Source organism: Streptomyces sp. NPDC001450 (assembly GCF_053597295.1).
Genome location: NZ_JBSFHY010000018.1, coordinates 31,249 through 54,091 on the forward strand (window position 1 = coordinate 31,249; position 22,843 = coordinate 54,091).

20 protein-coding genes and 2 pseudogenes are annotated in these 22,843 nt (G+C 71.3%); 9 read left to right on the forward strand and 13 right to left on the reverse strand.

What is annotated here, in order from left to right:
• Positions 1 to 37: 37 nt before the first annotated feature.
• Both ACWC5O_RS21055 and ACWC5O_RS21060 read right to left on the reverse strand, forming a co-directional pair.
• Entirely contained in the window at positions 38 to 1,207 is a 1,170-nt protein-coding gene (locus ACWC5O_RS21055) for a serine hydrolase domain-containing protein (protein ID WP_450589066.1), read from the reverse strand.
• Positions 1,159 to 2,454, reverse strand: a complete 1,296-nt coding sequence (locus ACWC5O_RS21060; RefSeq protein ID WP_450589064.1) for a multidrug effflux MFS transporter — start codon at positions 2,452 to 2,454, stop codon at positions 1,159 to 1,161. The genes ACWC5O_RS21055 and ACWC5O_RS21060 overlap by 49 nt, the downstream gene beginning before the upstream one ends.
• A 32-nt stretch (positions 2,455 to 2,486) precedes the next feature.
• Between ACWC5O_RS21060 and ACWC5O_RS21065 the strand changes: the two are divergent.
• Positions 2,487 to 2,973: pseudogene (locus ACWC5O_RS21065) on the forward strand (hypothetical protein); the annotation flags it as partial.
• Positions 2,974 to 3,497: 524 nt separating this feature from the next.
• A complete protein-coding gene (locus ACWC5O_RS21070) occupies positions 3,498 to 4,256 on the forward strand; it encodes an SDR family oxidoreductase (protein ID WP_450589062.1) in 759 nt (252 codons plus the stop codon).
• 306 nt (positions 4,257 to 4,562) lie between these two features.
• Here the strand turns inward: ACWC5O_RS21070 and ACWC5O_RS21075 are convergent, their stop codons facing one another.
• Positions 4,563 to 5,804, reverse strand: a complete 1,242-nt coding sequence (locus tag ACWC5O_RS21075; protein WP_450589060.1) for a D-alanyl-D-alanine carboxypeptidase family protein — start codon at positions 5,802 to 5,804, stop codon at positions 4,563 to 4,565.
• 200 nt (positions 5,805 to 6,004) lie between these two features.
• Here ACWC5O_RS21075 and ACWC5O_RS21080 point away from each other — a divergent pair, with 200 nt between their 5' ends.
• Positions 6,005 to 7,471 (forward strand): ABC transporter permease, encoded by a 1,467-nt coding sequence (locus tag ACWC5O_RS21080; protein ID WP_450589058.1) that lies wholly within the window; start codon positions 6,005 to 6,007, stop codon positions 7,469 to 7,471.
• Positions 7,472 to 7,501: 30 nt separating this feature from the next.
• On the forward strand, positions 7,502 to 8,275 hold the full coding sequence (locus ACWC5O_RS21085) for an ABC transporter ATP-binding protein (protein WP_450589056.1): 774 nt from the start codon (positions 7,502 to 7,504) through the stop codon (positions 8,273 to 8,275).
• A gap of 39 nt (positions 8,276 to 8,314) precedes the next feature.
• Here ACWC5O_RS21085 and ACWC5O_RS21090 read toward each other — a convergent pair whose 3' ends face one another.
• Together ACWC5O_RS21090 and ACWC5O_RS21095 are read right to left on the reverse strand one after the other, a co-directional pair.
• Positions 8,315 to 9,301: an aldo/keto reductase gene (locus ACWC5O_RS21090; protein WP_450589054.1), complete on the reverse strand. Its 987-nt coding sequence runs from the start codon at positions 9,299 to 9,301 to the stop codon at positions 8,315 to 8,317.
• Positions 9,302 to 9,394: 93 nt separating this feature from the next.
• Positions 9,395 to 9,721 (reverse strand): nuclear transport factor 2 family protein, encoded by a 327-nt coding sequence (locus ACWC5O_RS21095; protein WP_450589052.1) that lies wholly within the window; start codon positions 9,719 to 9,721, stop codon positions 9,395 to 9,397.
• A 121-nt stretch (positions 9,722 to 9,842) separates the two neighbouring features.
• Between ACWC5O_RS21095 and ACWC5O_RS21100 the strand changes: the two genes are divergently transcribed.
• Positions 9,843 to 10,388, forward strand: coding sequence for a DoxX family membrane protein (locus ACWC5O_RS21100; RefSeq protein WP_450589051.1), 546 nt, complete (start codon positions 9,843 to 9,845; stop codon positions 10,386 to 10,388).
• Between the two features lie 46 nt (positions 10,389 to 10,434).
• Positions 10,435 to 10,773: a MazG-like family protein gene (locus tag ACWC5O_RS21105; RefSeq protein ID WP_450589050.1), complete on the forward strand. Its 339-nt coding sequence runs from the start codon at positions 10,435 to 10,437 to the stop codon at positions 10,771 to 10,773.
• A gap of 43 nt (positions 10,774 to 10,816) precedes the next feature.
• On the opposite strand, the gene ACWC5O_RS21110 is transcribed toward ACWC5O_RS21105, so the two are convergent.
• The 5 genes and pseudogenes from ACWC5O_RS21110 to ACWC5O_RS21130 form a co-directional block, all read right to left on the reverse strand.
• On the reverse strand, positions 10,817 to 10,969 hold the full coding sequence (locus ACWC5O_RS21110; protein ID WP_450589049.1) for a hypothetical protein: 153 nt from the start codon (positions 10,967 to 10,969) through the stop codon (positions 10,817 to 10,819).
• Positions 10,944 to 11,435: pseudogene (locus ACWC5O_RS21115) on the reverse strand (DUF429 domain-containing protein); the annotation flags it as partial. The gene ACWC5O_RS21110 and the pseudogene ACWC5O_RS21115, both read right to left, overlap by 26 nt.
• A 589-nt stretch (positions 11,436 to 12,024) precedes the next feature.
• Complete coding sequence (locus ACWC5O_RS21120) at positions 12,025 to 12,429, reverse strand: DUF779 domain-containing protein (protein ID WP_450589047.1); 405 nt, start codon at positions 12,427 to 12,429, stop codon at positions 12,025 to 12,027.
• Positions 12,429 to 13,946, reverse strand: coding sequence for an aldehyde dehydrogenase (gene adh / locus ACWC5O_RS21125; RefSeq protein ID WP_450589046.1), 1,518 nt, complete (start codon positions 13,944 to 13,946; stop codon positions 12,429 to 12,431). Before adh ends, ACWC5O_RS21120 begins: the two co-directional genes overlap by 1 nt.
• A 130-nt stretch (positions 13,947 to 14,076) precedes the next feature.
• A complete protein-coding gene (locus ACWC5O_RS21130; protein ID WP_450589044.1) occupies positions 14,077 to 15,312 on the reverse strand; it encodes a GAF domain-containing protein in 1,236 nt (411 codons plus the stop codon).
• Between the two features lie 223 nt (positions 15,313 to 15,535).
• Here ACWC5O_RS21130 and ACWC5O_RS21135 point away from each other — a divergent pair, with 223 nt between their 5' ends.
• Genes ACWC5O_RS21135 through ACWC5O_RS21145 form a run of 3 tightly spaced genes read left to right on the forward strand, consistent with a single transcriptional unit; the run spans position 15,536 to position 18,853 of the window.
• The gene (locus tag ACWC5O_RS21135; RefSeq protein ID WP_450589042.1) at positions 15,536 to 16,810 is read left to right on the forward strand and encodes an iron-containing alcohol dehydrogenase; all 1,275 of its coding nucleotides are present in this window, start codon (positions 15,536 to 15,538) and stop codon (positions 16,808 to 16,810) included.
• Between the two features lie 10 nt (positions 16,811 to 16,820).
• Positions 16,821 to 18,191, forward strand: a complete 1,371-nt coding sequence (locus tag ACWC5O_RS21140; protein WP_450589040.1) for a MadS family sensor histidine kinase — start codon at positions 16,821 to 16,823, stop codon at positions 18,189 to 18,191.
• Complete coding sequence (locus ACWC5O_RS21145) at positions 18,188 to 18,853, forward strand: MadR family response regulator transcription factor (RefSeq protein WP_450589038.1); 666 nt, start codon at positions 18,188 to 18,190, stop codon at positions 18,851 to 18,853. Before ACWC5O_RS21140 ends, ACWC5O_RS21145 begins: the two co-directional genes overlap by 4 nt.
• A gap of 235 nt (positions 18,854 to 19,088) precedes the next feature.
• On the opposite strand, the gene mftM is transcribed toward ACWC5O_RS21145, so the two are convergent.
• From mftM to ACWC5O_RS21160, 3 genes are read right to left on the reverse strand one after another with little or no spacing between them, the layout of a single operon-like run.
• Positions 19,089 to 20,015, reverse strand: coding sequence for a mycofactocin oligosaccharide methyltransferase MftM (mftM, locus tag ACWC5O_RS21150; RefSeq protein WP_450589036.1), 927 nt, complete (start codon positions 20,013 to 20,015; stop codon positions 19,089 to 19,091).
• A gap of 34 nt (positions 20,016 to 20,049) precedes the next feature.
• The gene (locus tag ACWC5O_RS21155) at positions 20,050 to 21,585 is read right to left on the reverse strand and encodes a VWA domain-containing protein (RefSeq protein ID WP_450781041.1); all 1,536 of its coding nucleotides are present in this window, start codon (positions 21,583 to 21,585) and stop codon (positions 20,050 to 20,052) included.
• Between the two features lie 14 nt (positions 21,586 to 21,599).
• Positions 21,600 to 22,814: an AAA family ATPase gene (locus tag ACWC5O_RS21160; protein WP_450589033.1), complete on the reverse strand. Its 1,215-nt coding sequence runs from the start codon at positions 22,812 to 22,814 to the stop codon at positions 21,600 to 21,602.
• Between the last annotated feature and the right edge of the window lie 29 nt (positions 22,815 to 22,843).

The window sequence follows — 22,843 nt, forward strand, 5'->3', positions numbered from 1 at the left end:
GGTGCTGGTGCCCGCCTGCTGGGGGCTGCGCCAAGACTCAGATCACCGCCCTGGCCAGAAGCGTGCCCAGCATCGCCCGCGGCCTGCTGTCCGGCGGACGGCGTCTCGGATGCACGGTGTTCGCCAGCAGCACCAGGAACGTGTCCGTCGCCGGATCCAGGACCAACGAGGTCCCCGTGAACCCCGTATGCCCCGCCGCTCCCCTGCCCGCCAGCTCGCCCATGAACCACGGCTGGTCCAGGGCGAAGCCCAGGCCCGGCGGGGTGAACAGGAGTTCCACGAAGTCGGGGCCGAGGATGCGCGCGGGGCCGTACGCACCGCCCGCGAGCAGGGCGCGGCAGAAGACCGCCAGGTCGCGCGCGGTGGAGAAGAGGCCGGCGTGACCCGCCACCCCGCCGAGCGCCCAGGCGTTCTCGTCGTGGACGTCGCCACGCAGCATTCCGCGGTCGGCCTTGGCCCAGGGCCGCCGCTGGTCCTCGGTGGCCGCCGCGCCGGGGCAGGGGCCGAAGGCGGTCGCCGTCATCCCGAGCGGGCGGGTGATGCCGTCCTCGATCAGGACGTCGAGGGGGCGGCCGGTGATCCGCTCCAGGACGAACTGGAGCAGGATCATGTTCAGGTCCGAGTAGAGGTACTCGCCGGGCTCGGACGTGGGGGCTTCAGCGCGGAGCAGCGCGAGGCGGGCGGTGGCGTCCGGGCAGTCGTACAGCGGGAGTTCGGGGCGCAGCCCGGAGGTGTGGGTGAGCAGCTGCCGTACGGTGACGCCGTGTTCGGCGGCCGCGGTGAACTCGGGCAGGTAGGCACCGATCCGGGCGTCCATGCCCAGGGTGCCGCGCTCGATCTGCTGCACGGCGGCGACGGACGTGCACAGCTTGGTGAGCGAGGCCAGGTCGAAGGGGGTGTCGACGGTCATCGGGACCCGGGCGGCGGGCGGCAGTTCGACGCCGGTGTCGGTCTCGGGGTCGTAGGAGGCGTAGCGGACCGCCCAGCCCGCGGCCTCGGCCACGGCGATCACGGGCCCGCGTCCGGCCACGACGACGGCACCGGCGGCCCAGGGGCGTGCTCCGGTGGTGAGGGCGTGCACCTCGCCGGCCAGGTGCTCGAGTTCCCTGGGGTCGAGCCCGGCGCGTTCGGGTGTGCCGGCGCGCAGTCTGGGTGCGCTCAGTTGTCCTCTCCCTCCGACCCCGCACGGGTGTTCCAGGGACGGCACATTCCCACGAAGCAGGCCGCCGCTACCAGTGCGCCCGCCAGTTGGACGACCGCCATGGGTACGGCGGTGTGCTCACCGGCGACGCCGACGAGCGGGGAAGCGACCGCTCCGACGAGGAAGGAGGTGGTGCCGAGGAGGGCGGAGGCGGAGCCCGCGGCGTGCCGGGTGCGCAGCAGGGCGAGGGACTGGGCGTTGGGCAGGGTGATGCCCATCGCGGACATGAGGACGAACAGGGCGACGGCGATCGGCGCCAGGCCGACCTCGCCGAAGGTGCCCGCGGTCATCAGCAGCAGGGCGGTCGCGGCGAGCACGATCACCGCGAGGCCGGTGCCGAGCACCTTGTCCAGGCCGACCCGGCCCACCAGGATCCGGCCGTTGACCTGCCCGGCGATCATCAGCCCGACCGAGTTGACGCCGAAGAGCACGCTGAAGGTCTGCGGGGAGGCGCCGTAGATCTCCTGGACGACGAAGGGGGAGGCGGATATGTAGGCGAACAGCGCGGCGAAGGCGAAGCCGCCGGCGAGCATGTAGCCGGTGAAGGGCAGGTCGGCGAGCAGGCCGCGCATCGAGCGCAACGCCTGCCCCACTCCCCCGCCGTGTCGTGCGGCGGGCTGCAGGGTTTCGGGCAGCCGCAGCCAGACGAGGGCCGCGAGCGCGGCCCCGACCACGGTGAGGACGACGAACACGCCCCGCCAGTCCGTCACCCGGAGGATCTGCCCGCCGATCAGGGGCGCCACGATCGGCGCGACCCCGGAGATCAGCATCAGGGTGGAGAAGAAGCGGGCCATGGCCACACCGTCGTAGAGGTCGCGTACGACGGCTCGCGCGATGACGATGCCGGCCGCGCCCGCGAGACCCTGGGCGAGGCGGAAGGCGACCAGCGCCTCGACCGTGGGCGCGAAGGCGCACAGCGCGGTGGCGACGAGGTAGACGGCGAGGCCGGTCAGCAGCGGGCGGCGGCGGCCCCAGCGGTCGCTCATCGGGCCCACGACCAGCTGCCCGAGCGCCATGCCGGCCAGACACGCGGTGAGGGTGAGCTGGACGGTGGCGGCGGGGGCGTGCAGGGAGCGGGTGACCTCCGGCAGGGACGGGAGGTACATGTCCATCGCCAGCGGGGGTGTGGCGGTGAGGCCGCCGAGGACGAAGGTGACGAGCAGGCCGGTGCGGCGGGTGGCGGCGACCGGGACGGTAGCGGTGGTGGACTGGCGCTCCGTTTCCGGTGTCGGTGCCTCCGCGTGCTCGGGCATGTGTCCCTCCCTCTCCTACTGGATCGGCCTCTATGCTCGCAGCTCGTACACACTGCCGTGGCACACATGAACGAGGGCGGGGCGGGACGGCGGAGCAGAGCGTGCGGTGGGGGATCCTGGCGACCGGCGGGATCGCGGCCGCGTTCGCGGCGGACCTGGCGACTGCATCCAACAGCGGCTCCGCCGCGGGGCCGGACGCGGAGATCGTGGCCGTGGCCTCGCGCAGCCGGGAGTCGGCCCAGGCGTTCGCCGTGGGGGTCCCCCCGGCTCGAGCGAAGCCGAGGAACTCGTGGCGCCGGCGAAGGAGCACGACCGCTTCCTGATGGAGGCGATGTGGATGTACTGCAATCCGTTGGTGCGGTGGCTGAAGGCACTGGTGGCCGACGGGGCGATCGGCGAGGTGCGCACGGTGCAGGCCGACTTCGGCCTCGCGGGGCGTCGTGCCGGAGGCGCGCAATCAGATACAGCCCGCCGGCGCACCGGCTGCGGAATCCGGCACTGGGCGGCGGGGCACTGCTGGGCAAGCCGACGGACCTCCCAGGGTGAGCAGTGCTGCCACGTCGGCGCACTGCCCCCAACTCCGGCGGCGCAACTGTCTCAGTTCGGCCACCGGCTCCCCGGGTCGGACGTCCCGTCCGGCTTCTTCCACCGTTCCTTCGGACTGAGCAGGAGTGAGCCCGATCAGCCGCACGCCCCGAACGGTCTTGAGCGCACTGGTCCCCGGCGTACTCGACCCCGAGGCGGCGACACGCATCCTGTGCGCGATCCGGACCCGGGAGGCCAGTTCCCTGAGCTACCCGTCCACCGGGGGACGAGGCTGGGCGAGGGGGAGGCCCTGAACCATCACTCTGGTGGAACAGGGGCCCCGCACGCTGACACCGTCTCCGGCGCCTGGGTCGCACAGCGACGTTAACGCGAGTGGTCGAGGGCATCACAAGCCTGAGGCGGATCATCACACCATCGAGCTAAGCCACCGTCACCGGGTAACCGTATGGCGGACATTCCATTCCGCATCGCGGACTTCCCGCCTACGCTGCGGAACCATGACTGACAGACGATCGAAGATCGCGGTGGTGACCGGCGCCGGCTCCGGCATCGGGCGGGCCGTCGCCGTGGAGCTGCTGCGCGCCGGCTGGTCGGTGGCATTGGCCGGCCGGCGCGTCGAGACGCTGGAGGAGACGGCGGCACTGGCGCCCGGGGCACCCTCGTTCGCCGTGCGCACCGACGTGTCCCGGCCCGAGGACGTGGAGGCGCTGTTCGCGGCGGCCGTGGACCGGTTCGGGCGGATCGACCTGCTGTTCAACAACGCCGGGACGTTCGGCCCGGGCGGGGTGCCGGTCGAGGACCTGCCCTATGACGCCTGGCGGCACGTGGTGGACACCAACCTCAACGGGGCGTTCCTGTGCGCGCAGGCGGCGTACCGGCGGATGAAGGAGCAGGACCCGCAGGGCGGCCGGATCATCAACAACGGCTCCGTCTCCGCCCACACACCCCGCCCGCACTCGGTCGCCTACACCGCGACCAAGCACGCGCTGACCGGCCTGACCAAGTCGCTGTCGCTGGACGGGCGGCCGTACCGCATCGCGGTCGGGCAGATCGACATCGGCAACGCGGCCACCGACATGACGGCCCGGATGCAGACCGGGGCGTTGCAGGCGAACGGGGAAGTGGCCCCGGAACCGGTCATGGACGTGGCCGACGTCGCACGCACCGTGCGGCACATGGCCGAGCTGCCGCTGGAGGCGAACGTGCAGTTCGCGACGGTGTTGGCGACGGCGATGCCGTACATCGGGCGGGGCTGAGGAGGGGGTTGAGGACAGGGCTCGGGACGGTCCGGAACCGGCCCCCTCAAGTTACACAAACGGAATTTCAACGTCCGCACTATTGCGGCCCGTCAGCCGCATATGCTCAACTTTCCTCCACAAGAGCTTCACACTTGGAGTACGGGAGTTCCGTAGCCACACCGAGGGGGGAGTCGGCAGCCGTTCCACCTGACCGGAGTTGGGGGTGGACCTCGCGTGGGACCGCGGGGTGCGCACCGGTCGGTGGAACGGCTGCCGCAGTACGTCGAACGGCTGCCGCTGTACGCGCCCGATGCGCCCGGTCGCTCAGCGCCGGTGCCGTGGCCCCGACCCGGACTCCGGCTCCACCCCGGCCCGAGTCTCTTCGGCCCGAGCCGTCTTGGCCCGAGCAGCCTCGGCCCGCGCCGCCTTGGCTCGCACCACGCGCCGCCGCAGCGCCCACGCACCCGCTCCCAGCAGTACCGCCGTCCCGGCCGCGCCCTCCAACAGGCGCCACGACGAGGGGTGTCCGGACGACGCAGAGCCGGGAGCGCCGGCCGCGGCCCGGGCCGCCTTCCCCGCGGGCGCCGGGCTCGCGCTCGCCCCGCCCTCGCTGATCGGTTCGACGAGCGTGCCCACCGCCTGCGCCGAACGCCCGGGCCCGAAGCCCCAGTCGAGCAGCGCGGCGGTCTGCTCGTAGACGGCGTTGCTGCCCTCGACCGGATGCATCACGGTGACCAGCAGGGTGCGGCCGCCCCGGGTGGCCGCGCCGGTGAAGGTGTTGCCGGCGTGGCTGGTGTAGCCGTTCTTCACGCCGATCAGACCGTCGTACGTGTGCAGCCCCCAGGCCCCCGTGAGCAGGCGGTCGGTGTTCTGGATCTGGAAGGTCTTCTTGCCGCCGGCCGGGAAGTCGGCGGTCCTGGTGCCGCAGTAGCCGCGGAAGTCGGCGTTCTTGAGGCCGTGCCGGGCGAAGAGCGTGAGGTCGTACGCCGAGGAGAGCTGGCCCTTGTGGTCGAAGCCGTCGGGGCTGACCACATGGGTGTCCAGGGCCTGCAGGTCCTCGGCCATGGCCTGCATCTCGGCGACCGTCTTGGCCACGCCGCCGTTCATGTGGGCGAGCACGTGCACCGCGTCGTTGCCGGAGCGCAGGAACACGCCCTGCCACAGCTGCTCGACGGAGTAGGTGATGCCGGGCTTGATGCCGACGAGGCTGGAGCCGGCCGGAATGTCGGCGAGGTCGGCGTCGGTGACCTTGTACCGCTGGGTCCGCTCGAACTTCTTCAGCACGGTGTCCGCGAACAGCATCTTCAGCGTGGACGCGGGCGCCAGGCGCCGGTGCGCGTTGAAGGAGGCGAGCACCTCGCCGCTCTCGCCGTCGGCGACCAGCCACGAGCGGGCGGTGAGCTTCTTGGGCAGGCCGCCGGCGCCGCGCACCTGGACTCCGGTACGGGCCAGCCGCTCACCGCCGATCACGGTCGCGGCGGAGGCGGGGGCGGCCACGGACAGGGGGAGGGCGGCGGCCGTCAGCCCGAGGGCGGCACGCCGGCTGAGCCGGGAACATTCACGCACCTGGGGACCGTACACCGCACCCAACAGGCATTTCCTGGCAGGAGGCCCTCCATTGCATAGGAATTTGCTGTCTTATGAAAATTTGCACCCCCATCCTGCTTTCTCAGCTCTGACACATCCTTTACTCAGCACGCCTCAAAGGTTCCTCCCTAGCTTGTGGTCGCGCCCACAGCGGGCGCCAAGAACCTTCGAGGAACGGGATGTTTGGCATCTATCTCAAGCGTGAGCTGAGCCGCCGCAAGAAGGCCGCTCTGGTCATCGCGATGGGTCTGGCGCTCGGTATCGCGCTGGTCATCACCGTCAACTCGGTGTCGGCCGGTATGACGCAGGCGCAGGACAAGGTCCTGAAGTCGCTCTACGGCCTCGGCACCGACATGACGGTCACCAAGGCGCAGTCGGCGCCCAAGGCCGGCAGCTCGCAGGGCCCGAACTTCAGGTTCGACGCCAAGTCCAGCAGCAAGAGCTCGCAGAGCTCGGACCGGGTGATGACGCAGGGCGGTCAGGCCCTGAAGTCCTCGCTGGTCGAGAAGGTCGCCGCGCAGAAGGGCGTGGCGAGCGCGGTGGGCGCCCTCTCCCTGAATGTCACCAAGGTCGACGGCTCCTTCACCCAGGGCAAGGCGAAGTCGTCCACGTCGTCGTCAGGCTCCCAGCAGCAGGGCGCCCCGGGCGGCAGCAGCGGCGGTGGAGGCGGGCAGCCTCAGGTGCAGGGCGGCGGCGCCAACTTCAACGTCAACAGTTACTCGGTGGCCGGCGTCGACGTCACCGGCCAGGCCCTCGGCCCGCTGGCCACCATGAAGATCACCTCCGGGAAGACCTTCACCTCGGCACAGACCGACGCGAAGGTGGCGGTCGTCAGCAAGTCGTACGCCAAGGAGAAGAAGTACAAGGTCGGCTCGGCCTTCAAGATCTCCGGCACCAAGTACACGGTCATCGGCATCGCCACCCCGGACAGCGGCGAGTCCACCACCGACGTCTACCTGCCGCTGAAGCAGGCCCAGTCGCTCGGTGACGCCAAGAACAAGGTCACCACGATCTACGTCAAGGCGACCGACTCCAAGCAGATCTCCACCGTCAAGAAGACGATCCAGAGCAACATCTCCGGTACGACGGTCACCACCTCCTCAGACCTGGCCTCCACCGTCTCCGGTTCGCTGTCCACGGCCTCGAACCTGGCCGGCAGCGTCGGCAAGTGGCTCTCCATCACCGTCCTGGTCGCCGCCTTCCTGGTGGCCGCGCTGCTCACCTCCTCGGCCGTGTCCCGGCGGGTGCGGGAGTTCGGCACCCTGAAGGCACTCGGCTGGCCGAGCCACAAGGTGACCCGGCAGGTGGTCGGCGAGTCCATGGTCAACGGCCTGATCGGCGGCGTCCTCGGCATCGCCCTGGGCCTCGCGGCCGCCTGCACGGTCACCGCGATCAGCCCGAAACTGCAGGCGGAGCTGGGCAGCAGCGGCGGTGGCGGCATGGGCGGTGGCATGGGTCCCGGCGGCGGCCCGGGCCGGCAGGCGGCCAAGAACACGCTGGAGATCGCGCTGACCGCGCCCGTCTCCCTGACCACCATCGCCCTGGCCGTCGGCCTCGCCGTCGCCGGCGGTCTGATCGCCGGCGCCATGGGCGGCTGGCGCGCCTCCCGGATGCGCCCGGCCGACGCCCTGCGCAGCGTCTCCTGACCCACCCTTCTGTTCACTCACGGAGCACCCATGTACACACTCACCGGCGTCACCAAGCGGTACACGCGGGGCAAGGAGACGGTGGAGGCGCTGCGCGGCGTCGACCTCGGCATCGCCGACGGCGACCAGCTGGTCATCCAGGGCCCGACGGGCGGCGGCAAGTCCACCCTCCTGCAGATGATCGGCGGCCTCGACCGCCCCTCGTCCGGCAGCGTCGAACTGGACGGCGTCGACCTCGCCACGATCAGCGAGGCCAAGCTGACGCGGCTGCGCGCGGAGAAGATCGGCATCATCTTCCAGGCGTTCAACCTCATCCCGACGCTGACCGCACAGGAGAACGTGGAGACGGCGCTGGTCCCGCTGGGCGTCAACCCGGCGGAACGGCGCGAGCGCGCAGCCGAGGCACTGCGCTCGGTCGGCCTGGGCGAGCGCCTCACGCACGTGCCCTCCGAGATGTCCGGCGGCCAGCAGCAGCGCGTCGCCATCGCCCGCGCCCTGGTGAAGAACCCGAAGGTGCTGCTGGCCGACGAGCCCACCGGCAACCTCGACGAAGGCACCCGCGACGACATCATGGCCCTGCTGGAGGGCCTGTGGCGGGAGCACGGGCTGACCTTCGTCATGGTCACCCACGACTCCTCCATCGCCCGCCGCGCCCCGCGCCTGGCCACCATCAGGGCGGGCCAGATCACTCTCACCGAGCAGGGCGGGGGCGCGGGACTGCAGCAGGGGTACGGCGGGTATCCGCAGGAGCAGTACACGCAGGAGCGGTACGCGCAGCAGCAGTACGGGGGTTACGGCTACTGACGTCTCCGCAGGCCTTGGGGGGCCGGTCGTTGGAGCCGCTCATCGCCCGAGCAGGCGATCGATCTCGGTCAACTGCTCTGCGGTGAGCGGCCCTTTCGCGATCGCGCCGGCGTTCTCCTCGGCCTGGGCGACGGTCCGGAAGCCCGGGATCGGCACGGTGCGCGGGCTGCGCGCCCACAGCCAGGCCAGGGCGCCCTGGGCGGGGGTGCGGCCGTCACTGGTGAGGATGTCCCGCAGGGCGTCGACCCGACTCACCCACTCGGGGTCTGCACCGGACCCGTCGCCACCGAACCCCTGGAGCCAGGCGGGCGGCCTGCTCCGGATGTCCCCGGCTTCCAGGGAGGTGTGCCGCTTCCCGGTCAGCAGCCCCATCGCGAGCGGGCTGCGGTTGACGCTGGCGAGGTCCAGCCGCTCGCACAGGGCCAGCATGTCGGGCGCGTCCTGCAGCACGTTGAGCGCGTGCTGTACGGCCGCGCAGTGCTGCCCTTCGGCGAAGACGGCGGCGCGGGCGGGGTCGTCGGTGCTCCAGGCATAGGCCCGGACGAGCCCCTCCTTGACGAACTCCTCGCAGGCGTCGCGCAGTTGAGCGGCTCGCTCCGGCTCGGCGTCGGAGAGGTGCAACTGGTAGAGGTCGACGTGGTCGGTGCCGAGGCGGCGCAGGGAAGCGGTCAGGGCCCGGCGGGCGTAGGCCGGGGAGTCGTCGGCGCCGGTGAGGGTGCGGGTGTCCGGGTCGAAGACGTTGCCCCACTTGGTGGCAACGACGACTTGGTCCCTCCGCTTCCCCAGCGCACGACCGAGGATGTCTTCACTGTGCCCGGTGCCGTAGACATCGGCGGTGTCGAAGAAGGTGACGCCGAGATCGAGGGCGCGGTGGACGGCCCGCACCGACTCCTCGTCGTCGGCCTTCCCCCACCCGAGGGGCTGCCCGTCGGGTGCCTGCCACTCACCACCGATGGCCCAGCACCCGAATCCGAGGGCACTCACTTCGATCCCGCTGCGTCCCAGTGTCCTGCTGGCGGTCTCCATGCCGCAGAACGCTAGGAGTTGGAGCGCACACGAGGGCAAGCGGTTGCACAGGGGGTTACGCGGGATTACGCCTGCCCGGTCCCGAACCGGGGACTACGCCTCCCCGGTCTCGAACCGGGAGATCCTGCCGTCGTCCTCGATCTCGAAGTGCCACTTGGTGCGCATCTCGCCCCAGGTGTCGTTGCGGTAGCGGGCGATGAGGTCGCGGCCGCCCCGGGACTCGTTGTCGACCTCCATGTGGCCGTGGGAGGTGAAGATCTCCCGGTCGATCCACTCGGCGAGGTCGCGGTCGGAGCCGTCGTCGGCCATCGTCGCGCCGGGCGAGAGGAGGGACATGAAGCCCTCGCGGTCGTGCGAGTTCACGGCATTGACGAAGGCCCGGACGGACGGATCGCTGAGTTTGGCTGGCTGAATCGTCATGGCGCCAGACTCACACCGCTCCCCCGGCCCCGCCACCCGAACGCCGTCCACGACGGGCCCGTCGGTGCGCGGGATGCGACGGTGGCAAGGGACTTCTCAGGCGCTGACAGGAGTGACGACCGTGACCTGTTACGACCGACATGATCTGGGTCTGCTGCTGCTCCGGCTGGGGACGGGTGGGGTGCTGGCCGCACACGGAGCACAGAAGCTGTTCGGCTGGTTCGGCGGCCACGGCCTGGAGGGCACCGGCCAGTTCATGGAGTCCGTCGGCTACGCACCCGGAAAGGCGAGCGCGACGGCGGCGGGCCTGGCGGAGGCGGGCGGCGGCACCCTGCTGGCGTTGGGCCTGGCAACCCCGGCGGCAGGCGCGGCAGCGGCCGGCGCGATGGCCGGGGCGGCGGCGGTCCACCAGCCCAACGGCTTCTTCGCCCAGGAGGGTGGCTACGAGTACGCGGCGACCCTGGGCCTGGCGGCAGCGGGCCTGGCCGTCGCGGGCCCGGGCCGCCTCTCCCTGGACCACGCTCTCCGCCACGTGTTCGACCGGGGTTGGATGGTGCCGGTGGCGCTGGGGGTGACGGCGGCGGCTACGGCGGTGGTGGTGGGGGCACGGAACCGGCGGGTGCGGATGAAGGTGGAGGGGGAGCAGGAGGTGCTGTTCGAGGACTAGCCCGTGCAGGGCATGCCCGGCTGAGGGGCATGCCAGGCTGAGGGACATGAGCGATCAGGACATCTCCCCCGCCCTCTGGCCGACGATCGACGAACTCTGGGACCGCCTGGAGGCGACTCGAAGGCACGCCGGCCCGGAGGGCGTACTGCTCCGCATCCTCAAGTTGTCGGAGGAGGTGGGCGAGGTGGCCGAGGCGGTGATCGGCGCGACCGGCCAGAACCCACGCAAGGGGGTCACCCACACGTGGGAGGACGTCCAGTCCGAACTGTGCGATGTGGCGATCACGGCGCTGGTGGCGTTGCGGACGCTGGCCCCGGACGCACGGGAGGTCTTCGAAGCACACCTGAAGGGTGTACGTGAGCGCCCGCTGGCTCCTCCTGCCTGAGCGCGCGCCCATGGCTCGAACTCGGCCACCCTGGAAGGGATGGTCAGTACCAGATCTCGACCGCGCGCCCTTCCGCGTCCAGTTCGGGCGCCTCGGGAATCCGGCCCGCGATCCCCAACGCGATCCGCCTCGCCGAGCTCGTCCGGCAGCACGAGCCCGGCTGCGGCCAGCAGTTGGCGACGCGCGTTCTGGTCACGCCACGACTTCTTGGCGTGGTCCGGCGGCACCCCTCCGGCCAGGGCGTAGAAGGACACCCCGGGGTGGACCTCGTGGATGCGTTCGTCGGCGAGCCAGCACGCCCGGGCCTCAAGAAGTTTCGGAGCGAGCGCCCACGCTTGCCGGCTCGGTCGATGGCCGGTGAGCTCATGGCAGCGGTCGCCGGCCGCGACGTGGTCCAGCTCCCGCCATGCCGGTCGCGGTGCCACGAGGAAGACGCTGTTGCGCCGTGCCCTCAGCAGTGCCCTCGCCCCGAGATCCGCGGCGCGCCAGCCCTTCTCGATCAGGCCCAGCGGCATGTCCACCGCGATCGCCTCTACCCCGGCGGCACGCTCGATCAGCGCATCGAGCCGGACGTCCACCAGGCTGCCCGCGAACGCGCCGTCCGTGAGCCTGATCCCTGTCCATCCCTGCCTGCCGCAGGCGTCGACGCCCAGGACTTCCATCCCGCCTCGCCTCTCGCGCAAGAGGAACAAGAGGAAGGGGCAGACGAGTCGGGCTGTACGCCGGGTTCTCTGTCGCGGTGGCCGTGCTCGGCGGCGTTGGCGGCAAGTTCACCGATGACGAGTTCGGCGGCTGCCAGGTCGGCGGGCGGCAGACGCCGGAGAGCCAGGGCCGCTCTGGCTCTGCGGCGTGCCACCGGAACCCAGCAGACCTCGGCGGGCAGTGCCAGGACGGCGCGGTGGGCTGTGCGGGTCCGAGCGCCTGGTGAAGCGGCCGGCTCCGTCCGGGCACGGGTGATGTCGGAGCAAGGGCTGGGGCGTGCCGCCCTCGGCGGCGGGGCGGGGGTGTCGCAGACGGTGCTCGGCTGTGTGGTGCCGGGAAGAGCCTTGGTGCTCATTGCCGTTCCCAGAGCCGGACTTGAGGAGGAACGCGGTGCTCGGCGGCCCTCTGGTGTGTCGTGACGCCACGGGGTGCCATGGCGTTCCGTGATGGAAGGGGCGGGGCCGGACGCCCTGATGTCCGGCCCCGCCGTCACCACCGCCTGCGCCGTCGCGGTGGCTGCCGGACGGCCTGGCGCGTCGGCACGTCAGGTCATCCCGTCACCTCGGCCCCGGTCGGCAGGGGCGGTTCCGCCTCCACACGCTCCCACTCCTCGTCGGTGAGCAGCCGGGAACGGAGCAGGAACCGCACGCCCTCCGGGGCCTCCAGGGAGAAGCCGCTGCCCCGCCCCGGGACCACGTCGACGGTGAGGTGGGTGTGCCGCCAGTACGCGTACTGGTCGGCGCTCATCCAGAACGGCGTGTCCTCGGCGACATGGCCGAGCAGGACGTCCGCGGCGCCGACGCGGAATTCGCCGCGCGGGTAGCACATCGGAGCGCTGCCGTCGCAACAGCCGCCGGACTGGTGGAACATCACCGGCCCGTGCCGTGCCGTCAGCTGCCGAACCAGCTCCTCGGCGGCGTCGCTCAGTCCGACTCGTGGCACCCGCGTTCTCATCAGAAGAATCCGAGCTTCTTCTGCGAGTAGCTGACCAGGAGGTTCTTGGTCTGCTGGTAGTGGTCGAGCATCATCTTGTGGGTCTCGCGGCCGATGCCCGACTTCTTGTAGCCGCCGAAGGCCGCGTGTGCCGGGTAGGCGTGGTAGCAGTTGGTCCAGACGCGACCAGCCTTGATCTCCCGACCGAGCCGGTAGGCGTTGTGCATGTCGCGGGTCCACACACCGGCGCCGAGGCCGAACATCGTGTCGTTGGCGATCTTCAGGGCCTCGTCGACCGAGTCGTACGTCGTGACCGACAGGACCGGACCGAAGATCTCCTCCTGGAAGATCCGCATGTCGTTGGTGCCGCGGAAGATCGTCGGCTCGATGTAGTAGCCGCCCTCCAGACCGGCCACCGTGCGCGAGCCGCCGCCGGTGAGCAACTCGGCACCCTCCTTCTTGCCGATGTCGATGTAGGAGAGGATCTTCTCGAACTGGTCGTTGCTGGCCTGGGCGCCGATCATGGTCGTCGGGTCCAGCGGGTCGCCGCTGACGATGGCCTTGGTTCGCTCGATGCAGCGGGCCATGAACTCGTCGTAGATCGAGGAGTGGATCAGCGCGCGCGACGGGCAGGTACACACCTCGCCCTGGTTGAGAGCGAAGAGCACCAGTCCCTCGACGGCCTTGTCCAGGAAGTCGTCGTCGGCGGCCATCACGTCGGGCAGGAAGATGTTGGGGCTCTTGCCGCCGAGCTCCAGCGTGACTGGGATGATGTTCTCGCTGGCGTACTGCATGATCAGGCGGCCGGTGGTGGTCTCACCGGTGAACGCGATCTTCGCGATGCGCGGGCTGGTCGCGAGCGGCTTGCCCGCCTCCACGCCGAACCCGTTGACGACGTTCAGCACACCCGGCGGCAGCAGGTCCGCGATCAGCTCGACCACGACCAGGATGCTGACGGGCGTCTGCTCCGCCGGCTTGAGCACCACGCAGTTGCCGGCGGCCAGCGCCGGCGCGAGCTTCCACGCGGCCATCAGGATGGGGAAGTTCCAGGGGATGATCTGGCCGACCACACCCAGCGGCTCGTGGAAGTGGTAAGCGACGGTGTCCTCGTCGATCTCGGCGATGCTGCCCTCCTGGGAGCGCAGCACACCGGCGAAGTAACGGAAGTGGTCCACGGCCAGCGGGAGGTCCGCGTTCAGGGTCTCACGGACCGGCTTGCCGTTGTCCCAGGTCTCGGCCACGGCGATCTTCTCGAGGTTCTCCTCGATCCGGTCCGCGATCTTGAGCAGGATGTTGGCGCGCTCCGTGGGCGAGGTGCGGCCCCACGCATCGGCCGCGGCGTGCGCGGCGTCCAGGGCGAGCTCGATATCGGCCGCGGAGGAGCGGGCCACCTCGCAGAAGGCCTTGCCGGTCACCGGCGAGACGTCCTCGAAGTACTGTCCCTCGACGGGGGCGACCCACTGCCCGCCGATGAAGTTGTCGTATCGGGGTGCGAAGTTGACGATGCTGCCGTCCGTTCCCGGCTGCGCGTACACCATGGCGGCTCTCCTCGGTGGGCGATGGTGAGTGCGTGCTACGACGGCCCTCGCCGTCGTGGTGCGCATCACTGTGGGCCCGCGAGGTTGGCGCAAGGTTGGCGGTGCCGGTGCCCGGGGGCGGTCGGTCGGGTCAGCGCAGGGCCGTGGTCAACCGGCCGGCCGCGATCGCCCGGCGGGCGTCGCCGGGACCGATCAGGCGCAGGGCGTGCTCGTGCACCTCCGCGTCGTACGGTGCCCGCTCGCCGTAGCGCAGGGCGTGCTCCGGGCGGGCGCTCGCCAGGACCGCCTCCCGTACGGCCACCTCCAGACGCGTGCGCCACTCCTCGATGCCGGGAGCCTCGGAGCGGGGGAGCAGCGGGCCCCGGTAGAGGCGCAGGGCCGTGTCCGTGTCACCGCGCTCCAGCGCGCGCAGCACGTCGACGGCGTCGCAGGAGACGGGTGCGGTGAGCGCGTAACGGCGGGCGGCGATGCCGCCGCCGAGGGCCCGGCGCAGGTGCGAGATCTCCGCCTTGAACGTGGAGGCTGTCACGGGCCGGTCACCGTACAGAGCGTCGCGCAGCCGCTCCGACGTGAAGCCGTCCGGTTCCAGCGCGAGGAGGGTCAGGATCTCCAGCTGCCGGGGGCGCAGGGCGAGGAGCGCTCCCTCGCGTACGGCCTTCTGCTCGCCCATGCAGCTCAGCCGCACCTGGGGTGCGTCCTCCCCGGGCCGAGGGGGCAGGCCGGCGCGGAGCCGGGCCTCGATGGCGGACGCCAGACCGCGCACCGTGGACATGGCCAGCGGGTGCGAACGGTCCCAGGTGGTGGACAGATCCAGGACGCCGAGGACGCTCCCGTCGGGTCCGTGGATCGGCGCGCAGTAACAGACCCAGCCGTGCAGCGCGGCCACCAGGTGTTCGGCCGAGAAGACGGTGCTGGGGCGGCCGGTGCGCAACGCCAGGGACAGGGCGTTGGTGCCCATGGCCTGCTCGTTCCAGCGACCGCCGGGGGCGAAGTTGACCCGCTCGGCCCGCCGGCGCATGTCCTGTCCGGCGCACGTCCACATGATCGTTCCCGACTCGTCCGTGACCGCGGCCACGAAGCCGGCGTCGTGGGCGACGCTGCGCAGTTCGTCGGAGAGGGAGTCGACCGGCCGGCGCAGCAGCGAGTCGGACCAGCGGTGCTGGACCGCGCCGCCGTCGGTGACCGGGGCGCTGTCCCGGTCCGGGTCCACGCTGGTCAGGGAGCGCACCCAGGACTCGGCCACCTCATGGCGCAGCGCCTCGCAGGTGCCCGGCGCGGAGCCGGTGGATTTCACCAGCGACACCGCCCGAGACCACTCGCCTTCCAGCGCGGCCCTGCGCCGCCGAAGGTCACTGCGCTGTGACATGTGCTTCCCTGTCGTGATAGGGGGCCAACAAGTACTATCCCGCCTTAACGCGCAGAACGCACCTGCCCGGTCAGGCAGGCTTCCCTACCCGAACGGGCAGGTGCCGCCTTCGCCTACGCACCCCTAGCTTGGTCTGCGGTTTGACGACAGTGTTATCGGCGAATGAAGCAGTGAAATCAAGATTTCGCACAGGTTGCAGACTTCACGCCCTCCTGGAGGTCACATGTCGCTCACGTCCGGCGCCATGGTGACCAGCGGCGATGATCCGAGTGCCGACTGGAGCCGTGACGAGTACCACTGCGAGCTCCTGGGGCCGCAGGAGACGAGCACCGAGGCTGTCCGGCAGTCCGCCAGGATGGCCAAGTTCCATGTGCCCGAGGTCGTCTTCGGGCCCGGCTCGCTGACCGAGCTCGGACACTGCGCGCTGAGGCTCGGCGGCCGTCGGCCGTTCCTCGTCACCGACCCGGGGCTGATCGAGGCGGGCTGGGTGGACGAGGCGGTGGGCCATCTGCGCAGGGTCGGCCTGCGGCCCGTCGTGTGGCATGACGTGACGCCCAATCCCAAGGACCATGAGGTCGACGCCGGCTTCCAGCGGTACGCGGCCAGCGGCTGCGACGTGATCGTGGGGGTGGGCGGCGGCTCCGTCATCGACGCGGCCAAGGGCGTGGCGATCCTGTCGAGCAACGGCGGGCGCATTCTCGACTACGAGGGCGTGGACCGGGTCGGCCGGCCCATCCCGCCCACCGTGATGGTGCCCTCCACGTCGGGGACCGGGGCGGACGTGTCCCAGTTCGCCGTCATCACCGACACCGCCGAGCACACCAAGATCACCATCGTGAGCCGTACCCTGGTGCCGGAGATCTCGGTGATCGACCCGCGCCTGCTGACCACCATGCCCGACTGGCTCAACGCGGCGACCGGCCTGGACGCCCTGACCCACGCCATCGAGGCCTTCGTGTCCCGGGCGCACAACCCGCTGACGGACATCCACGCACTCCACGCGGTAGAGCTGATCACCCGGAACCTGGTACGCACCCAGGTGCGGCCGAAGGACTTCGCCGCCCGGCTGGCCATGGCGCAGGCCGCGCTGGAAGCCGGGATGGCCTTCACGAACGCGATCCTCGGGGCGACGCACGCGATGAGCCACCAGGTCGGCGGCCTGCTGGACGCCCCGCACGGCGTGGTCAACGGCGTGCTGCTGCCGCACGTGATCCGGTTCAACGCCGAGGCATGGCCGCAGCGGTTCGTCGCGCTCGGCGCGGCTGCGGGGATCCCGACCGAGGGCGTGCCGCCCCACGAGGTCGCCGCACAGCTCGCTGACCGGGTGCGCGCGCTCGCGGACGATGTCGGCGTCCCGAAGGGCCTTGCCTGCCTCGGCGTGGCGGAGGCCGACGTGCCCGTGCTGGCCCGCACCACGCTGAAGGACGCCTGCATGGCCACCAACCCCAGGGACGTCGACGTGCGGGACGTCGAGGCGCTGTTCCGCGCGGCACTGTGAGGCGATACCGGTGAGCTTCCCCGAACGGCCTCCGCGCGCCGCCGACCTGGGGGTGCTCACGGGCCTGCGGTCGGGCAAGCGCTCCTACTACCCGGCATACGTACGCTCCACCGAGCGGCTGGAGCGCACCGTGGAGGCGCTCGACGGCATCTCCCGGGCGCTGGTGCGGACGGCGGAGGGGCCACGTGCCCTGGTCGAGGCGGTCGTACGGGCCGCGGCCGAGCACCTGCAGGCGCGCTGGCTGCTGCTGGCGGTGGCGGACGGCGCCCTGCGCGCCGCCCGGCCGCGCTTCCTGCTGTACGCCGACGACGTACTGATCGACGATGAGACCCGCGTGCCCGCAGAGGTGCGTGAACATCTGCGCGTGCTGCGCACCCGGCCGTGGGAGGCCGGAGCGCCGGACGGCGGACAGGAGTGGGTGCGGGCACCGATGACCCTGGACGGCGAACCGGTCGGCGGGATCGCGGCGCAGCCCGGCGTCGGCGTCGAGGTGGCGGACACCGACCTGGCGATCCTCAGGGTCCTGGCCAACCAGGCCGCCGTCGCCGTGCACAACACGTACCTCTTCCATGCGGCCGCCGCCCTGCGCGGGCGCACGGAAGAGCTGTCCGAGGCGGCCGAGCGTCAGGCCCGTGACCTGGCGGCACGCAACGCCGAGCTGGCCGAGACGCAGGCCCGGCTGCTCGACGCGCTGCAACGGCAGGCCCTGGACGACGAGCGGCGCCGCATCGCACGAGAACTGCACGACAGTGTCACGCAGTACGTGCTCAGCGCGGGCATGACCGTCGAGGTGTGCCGGGCGGAGCTGGAGGCGCTCGGCGGCCGGCCCAAGGAGATCGCCGAGCGGCTGGCCGGGGCCAAGGACCTCAACCGGCAGGCGGTGGAACGTCTGCGCGCCGCCATCTACGCGCTGCACCGCACCTCGCAGGAGCCGGCGGGTCCGCTCCCCGTGATGCTCCAACGGCTGTCCACGGTGCATCTGACCACGGACCTCGACGTGCGGGTGCGCGTGGACGGCAGTCCGCTGCCGCTTCCGGGCGAGGCCGAGCAGTCGCTCCTCCGGCTGACCGGCGAGGCCCTCTTCAACTCGGCCACACACGGCCGGGCCGGCCGTGCGCTGGTACGGCTGCGGTATCTGCCCGACTCCGTCGTGCTGACCGTGTCGGACGACGGCGGCGGAGATCCGGCCCAACTGCGCCGCGCCCTGCGGATCTCCCGGGCCGCAGATCTGTCGGGGCGTCACCGTGGGCTGGCCAACATGGTCGCCACGACGGAGGAACTGGGCGGCAGACTGTCCATCCGCCGCTCGGGCATGGGAGGCGTCCTGCTGCGCATCGACATCCCGCTGCCGCTGCCGGAACATCCAGGAGAGAGCCGATGACGACTGAGCGCCAGACGGTGGCCCCTACGGCCGCCCAGCGGATCGTCCTGGTGGACGACCACGCGATCGTCCGTCACGGGCTACGCTCCATCCTGGAGCGGGAGAACGACCTCGAGGTGGTCGGAGAGGCCAGTACGGTCGCCGAGGCTGCCGCCGTCGTCGAACGGACGAACCCGTCGATCGTGCTGCTGGACCTGAAGCTGTCCACCGGGGCCGACACCGAGGGACTGGACCTGTGCGCCCGGCTGACCGAGCGGCATCCGGGGCTCGCGGTGCTGGTCCTCACGACCTTTCTCGACGACTCCCTGGTGGTGGAGGCGATTCAGCACGGCGCCCGCGGCTACGTCGTCAAGGACGTCGACACCACCGAACTGCTGCGCTCCATCCGTGCCGTGGCCCGCAACGAGAGCGCCTTCGACTCGCACGCCGCCGCCGCGATGGTCCGTGCCATGCGCGTGCAGCCCGAGCAGCCCCGCTTCACCGAACGCGAGCTGAGCGTACTGAAGTTGCTCGCCCGGGGGCTGAGCAACCGGGACATCGGGACCGAGCTGTACATCTCGGAGACGACGGTGAAGTTCCACGTTCGCAACATCATGCGCAAGATGGACGCGAGCAGCCGCGCGGAAGTCGTGTACGAGGCGAGCAAGATGGGCGTGATCTGACACCGGGAAAGGCGAGGCGCCCCGGGACCGATCGCGCCCGCCCCGGGTGCCGCAGGCGGACGCAGCGTGCCCAGCGTCAGCAACACGACCGTGTTCGGCCGGGAGGTCGGCGCGCCGGCCCGGTGGGCGTGCTCGTCGCGTCGTTTTCCGGCAGGGACATGAAACGTTCCTGTGCTTCGCAGTGCTTACTTGTTCGGCGCGGCTCAGCTCCTGGGGGCAGGGCCCGTGTCCCTTGTCAGCCGGGGTCGATGACCAGCCAGCCGCCGTGATGGGAACCGACGGAGAACCGGTGGCCGGCACGGCGGCCCGTTTCGGCGAGCTGGTCCTCGTCGAAGCACCGCACGTGTCCGTACGCGGCGGTGGGCTCGTCCTCGTACGGCACCGCCACCACCACCCGTTGCCTGGCCAGCCGCAGCGCTTCCCGTACGACGGCCTCGCCGTGCCCGGGGTCCAGGTGCTCCAGCACGTGGATGACCGTGACGGTGTCCACCGAGCGGTCTGGCAGCGGCACCCGTGCGGCGTCGCAGACCAGCGTGTCCAGCCGCAGACCCCGCATGCGGGCCACAGCGCCCAGCAGCCGCATGGTGCCCCCGGCGAGATCCGAGGCGATCACCGTGTACCCCGGCTCCTCGGCGAACAGCAGGGGCAGGAAGCCGAAGCAGGAGCCCAGGTCCAGTACCGTGCCCGGGGTGACCAGGTCAAGGGCGTGGTGGTACACGGGGGCGAAGCCGGCGATGGACGAGTGGTCGGCCGGTTCCGGGGCCTGCCAGGACTCCCGGATGCGTGCCAGCGTGTTGCCGTAGAACGTGCTCCAGGCGGGCAGCGGCTCGTCCACACAAGAGCGCACCACCCCCGTGAAGACGCGTTCGAAGACATCACTGCCGCACAGCCAGCCAGGAGCGAACAGCTCCTCCGCCAGCAGCCCCGCCAGGTCGTTGTCCAGTTGCTCGGGGCGCAGCGAGTGGCTCAGCTCGACCCGGCGGCCTCGGCGGCGCAGGGTGAAGTGCTCGGTGCGGACGACCGGCCGGGGTGGTCCGCCGTCGCCGCACGGGCTCGCGCGCACCACCCGGACCAGGTGATCGGCGTACACACCCGGCGGGCTCGGAGCCAGCGGATCGATCCGGCGCGCCGCGACGGCGATGCGGAGACTCGGGACACTCATGACGACGGCTCCCCCTGACGGTGGGCGGCGGTGTTCACCGGCCGGTCGCCTCCGCCGCCATGCGCAGGGCGGTGCGCTCCAGCCCGGCGAGGTCGGCGACCACCTGTACGCGGTCGCAGTACTCGGCGTAGCGGGGCAGGTCACAGGCGCCGAGGCCCCAGGAGTAGCGCGGCTCGGGGGTCAGCCAGATCGTCTGGCGTATCCGGCGGGTGATCTCCGCGAACGCCTCGGTCCGCGGGGGGTTGCCGTTGCCGCGGCCGTCGCCCAGCACCAGGAGTGTGGTGCGGCGGCCCAGCGCCTGGGTGTGCTCGCTCAGCAGCGTCTCGAAGGTCCGGCCGTAGTCGGAGGTCGCGTCCACGTCCAGCAGACCGCCGGCCGGCAGCCCGTCGAACACCAGCCCCAGCGCCCGCTCCAGCGGGTGTTCCGCGAACAGCTCGGTGATCTCGGTGGGTTCGTCGACGAAGGCGTAACTGCGGACCTGACCGAACAGGGACTGCAGGCCGTGCGCCAGGTGGAGGGTGAAACGTGCCGTGGCCCGTACCGACAGCGAGACGTCCGCGAGGATCACCAGGCGCGGCCGGTCCTCGGCGCGGGTGACCGTGACCGGCCGGAACGGTACGCCGTCGTAGCGCATGTTGCGGCGCATGGTGCGGCCCGGATGCACGCGCCCGGCGGACGTCTCCCGCTTTCGGCTGGTCAGGGCTCCCTGCACGCAGCGGCCCACCCGGCGCAGAGCCTCCTCCAGTTGGCCGCGTTCGTCCTCGTCGACCGCTTCGAGGCGGGCGCGTTCGGCGATCCGGGCGGACTCGACCGCCACCGACCGCAGTTCGGCCAGCCGGTCCAGATGCTGCTTCAGCAGCTCGGGCAGGTTGTCGATGAGGCCCGCCAACCGTTGCCGCAGCCTGCCGAGTTCCGGATCGTCGCGGTCGCCGTCCGCGTCGGCGAGCCGGCCGGGGAGAGCGTCCTGCCCGGCGACGGTCAGGGCCGTGTCGAGGGGCTGCCCGGACGCCGGCGCGAGCCGGCCGGGGATGCCGGCGCCGTGCAGCCGCTCGGTCTCCAGTTGAACGGACGGGCTGTCGGCACCCGCGCCGGCCGCACCGTCCCTGGAGAGGACGATCTCGTCCGTCATCGAGGCCAGGTCGATCTTGTTGGCCTCCTGGTGCAGGTTGTACTGCTGCGCCAGGTCCTGCTGGTCGAAGAAGTCGCGGATGTCGGACGGCTTGCCGTGGCTGTGCCCCTGCCGGGGGGTCTCGGAGGGCTCGTCGGAGACGGTGAACGACTCCAGTTCGCCCGTGTCGGTCAGGTCGTCGTGCGCGTGACTGTGGCCGTGGCCGTCCGTGTCGCCGTCCACCGGGCACAGGGAGAAGAACGCGGTGAACAACTCGTCGAACAGCGCGTGGTCGCGCCGGTCCTTCACCAGCGTCATGCGCAGGGCCTCGCGCAGCGTCTCCCGGTGGCCGACCACGCCGGGCTGCGCCGCCGCGCGCATGGCGTCCATGGCCTCCGACACGGAGACCCGCAACCCGAACAGGCGCAGCACGCGGACGAATCGGTGCACGCCGGCTTCCATGCACGCCTCCCGTGTCAGTCGGTTCGGCGCCGCGCGATGGCGGCGAAGGAGCGGGCGCCCTGGCCGGCGCCAGGGGTGGTGCGGTGCGCCGGACCGGCGCCCGGAGCGCCGTAGTAGCCCTCGTCGTGCCGGCCCTGCCGGTCCATGGCGGCCCGTACCGCGCGCCCGTCGGGCTCGTCCGCCTCGTCCGGCTGTCCATGGCCGGGACTGTGGTGGTGCCCGTGACGGTGGTCGCCGTGGTGAGGGTGGCCGTCGTGGTGGTGCCGGTGGTGGTGGCTGGGTTCGGGCAGTGTGCGGTTGGGGTCGACCAGGCGCGGTAGCACGTCCAGCGCGCGGTTCAGGTCCCGCTCGTACTTGAGGACCACGTTGGCCGTGTCGGCGAGGATCGCCGGGTCGAGTTCGTCGACCCCCAGTACGGCGAGGGTGCGGGCCCAGTCGACGGTCTCGGAGATACTGGGGCTCTTGCGCAGCGGCAACTCGCGCAGGCCCCGCACCACGTCCACGAGATGGCGGGCGGCGGCCTCCGGCAGCCCGGTGTCCTTGGCCCGAACGATCTCCAGCTCACGCTCGGCGTCGGGGTAGTCGAGGAAGAGATGCAGGCAGCGGCGTTTCAGCGCCGCCGACAGGTCACGGGTGTTGTTGGAGGTCAGGACGACGTACGGCGGGACCTTCGCGGTGTAAGTGCCGATCTCCGGCACCGACACCTGGTACTCGGCCAGGCATTCGAGGAGCACCGCCTCCAGCGCCTCGTCCGCCCGGTCGACCTCGTCGATCAGCAGGACCGCCGGCTGCTCGCCGCGCACGGCGTCCAGCAACGGGCGGGGCGCGAGGAAGCGGTCGGAGAAGAAGACGCTGTCCTGCTCCTCGATCCGGAGGACCGCGGAGGCCAGGTCGGGGGCGTCGGCCGTGAGGTCGCCGATCTTGTCCCGGAGCATCTGGGTGTACAGCAGCTGCTTGCCGTAGTCCCATTCGTACAGAGCACGGCTCTCGTCCTGGCCCTCGTAGCACTGCAGGCGCAGCAGCCGGCGCCCGGTGGCCGCGGCGAGTGTCTTGGCCAGCTCGGTCTTGCCGACGCCGGCGGGGCCCTCCAGGAGCAGCGGCTTGTCGAGCCTGGTCTGCAGGAACACCGTCGTGGCGAGGCGCCGGTCGGCGATGTAGCCGTGGGCGGCGAACCGCTCGGTGACGTCCTCGACCGAGCCGAACGCGGGGATTGCGGGTGTGGCGGGCACGGTTCCTCCGTCCGATGGGGCGGGAGCGG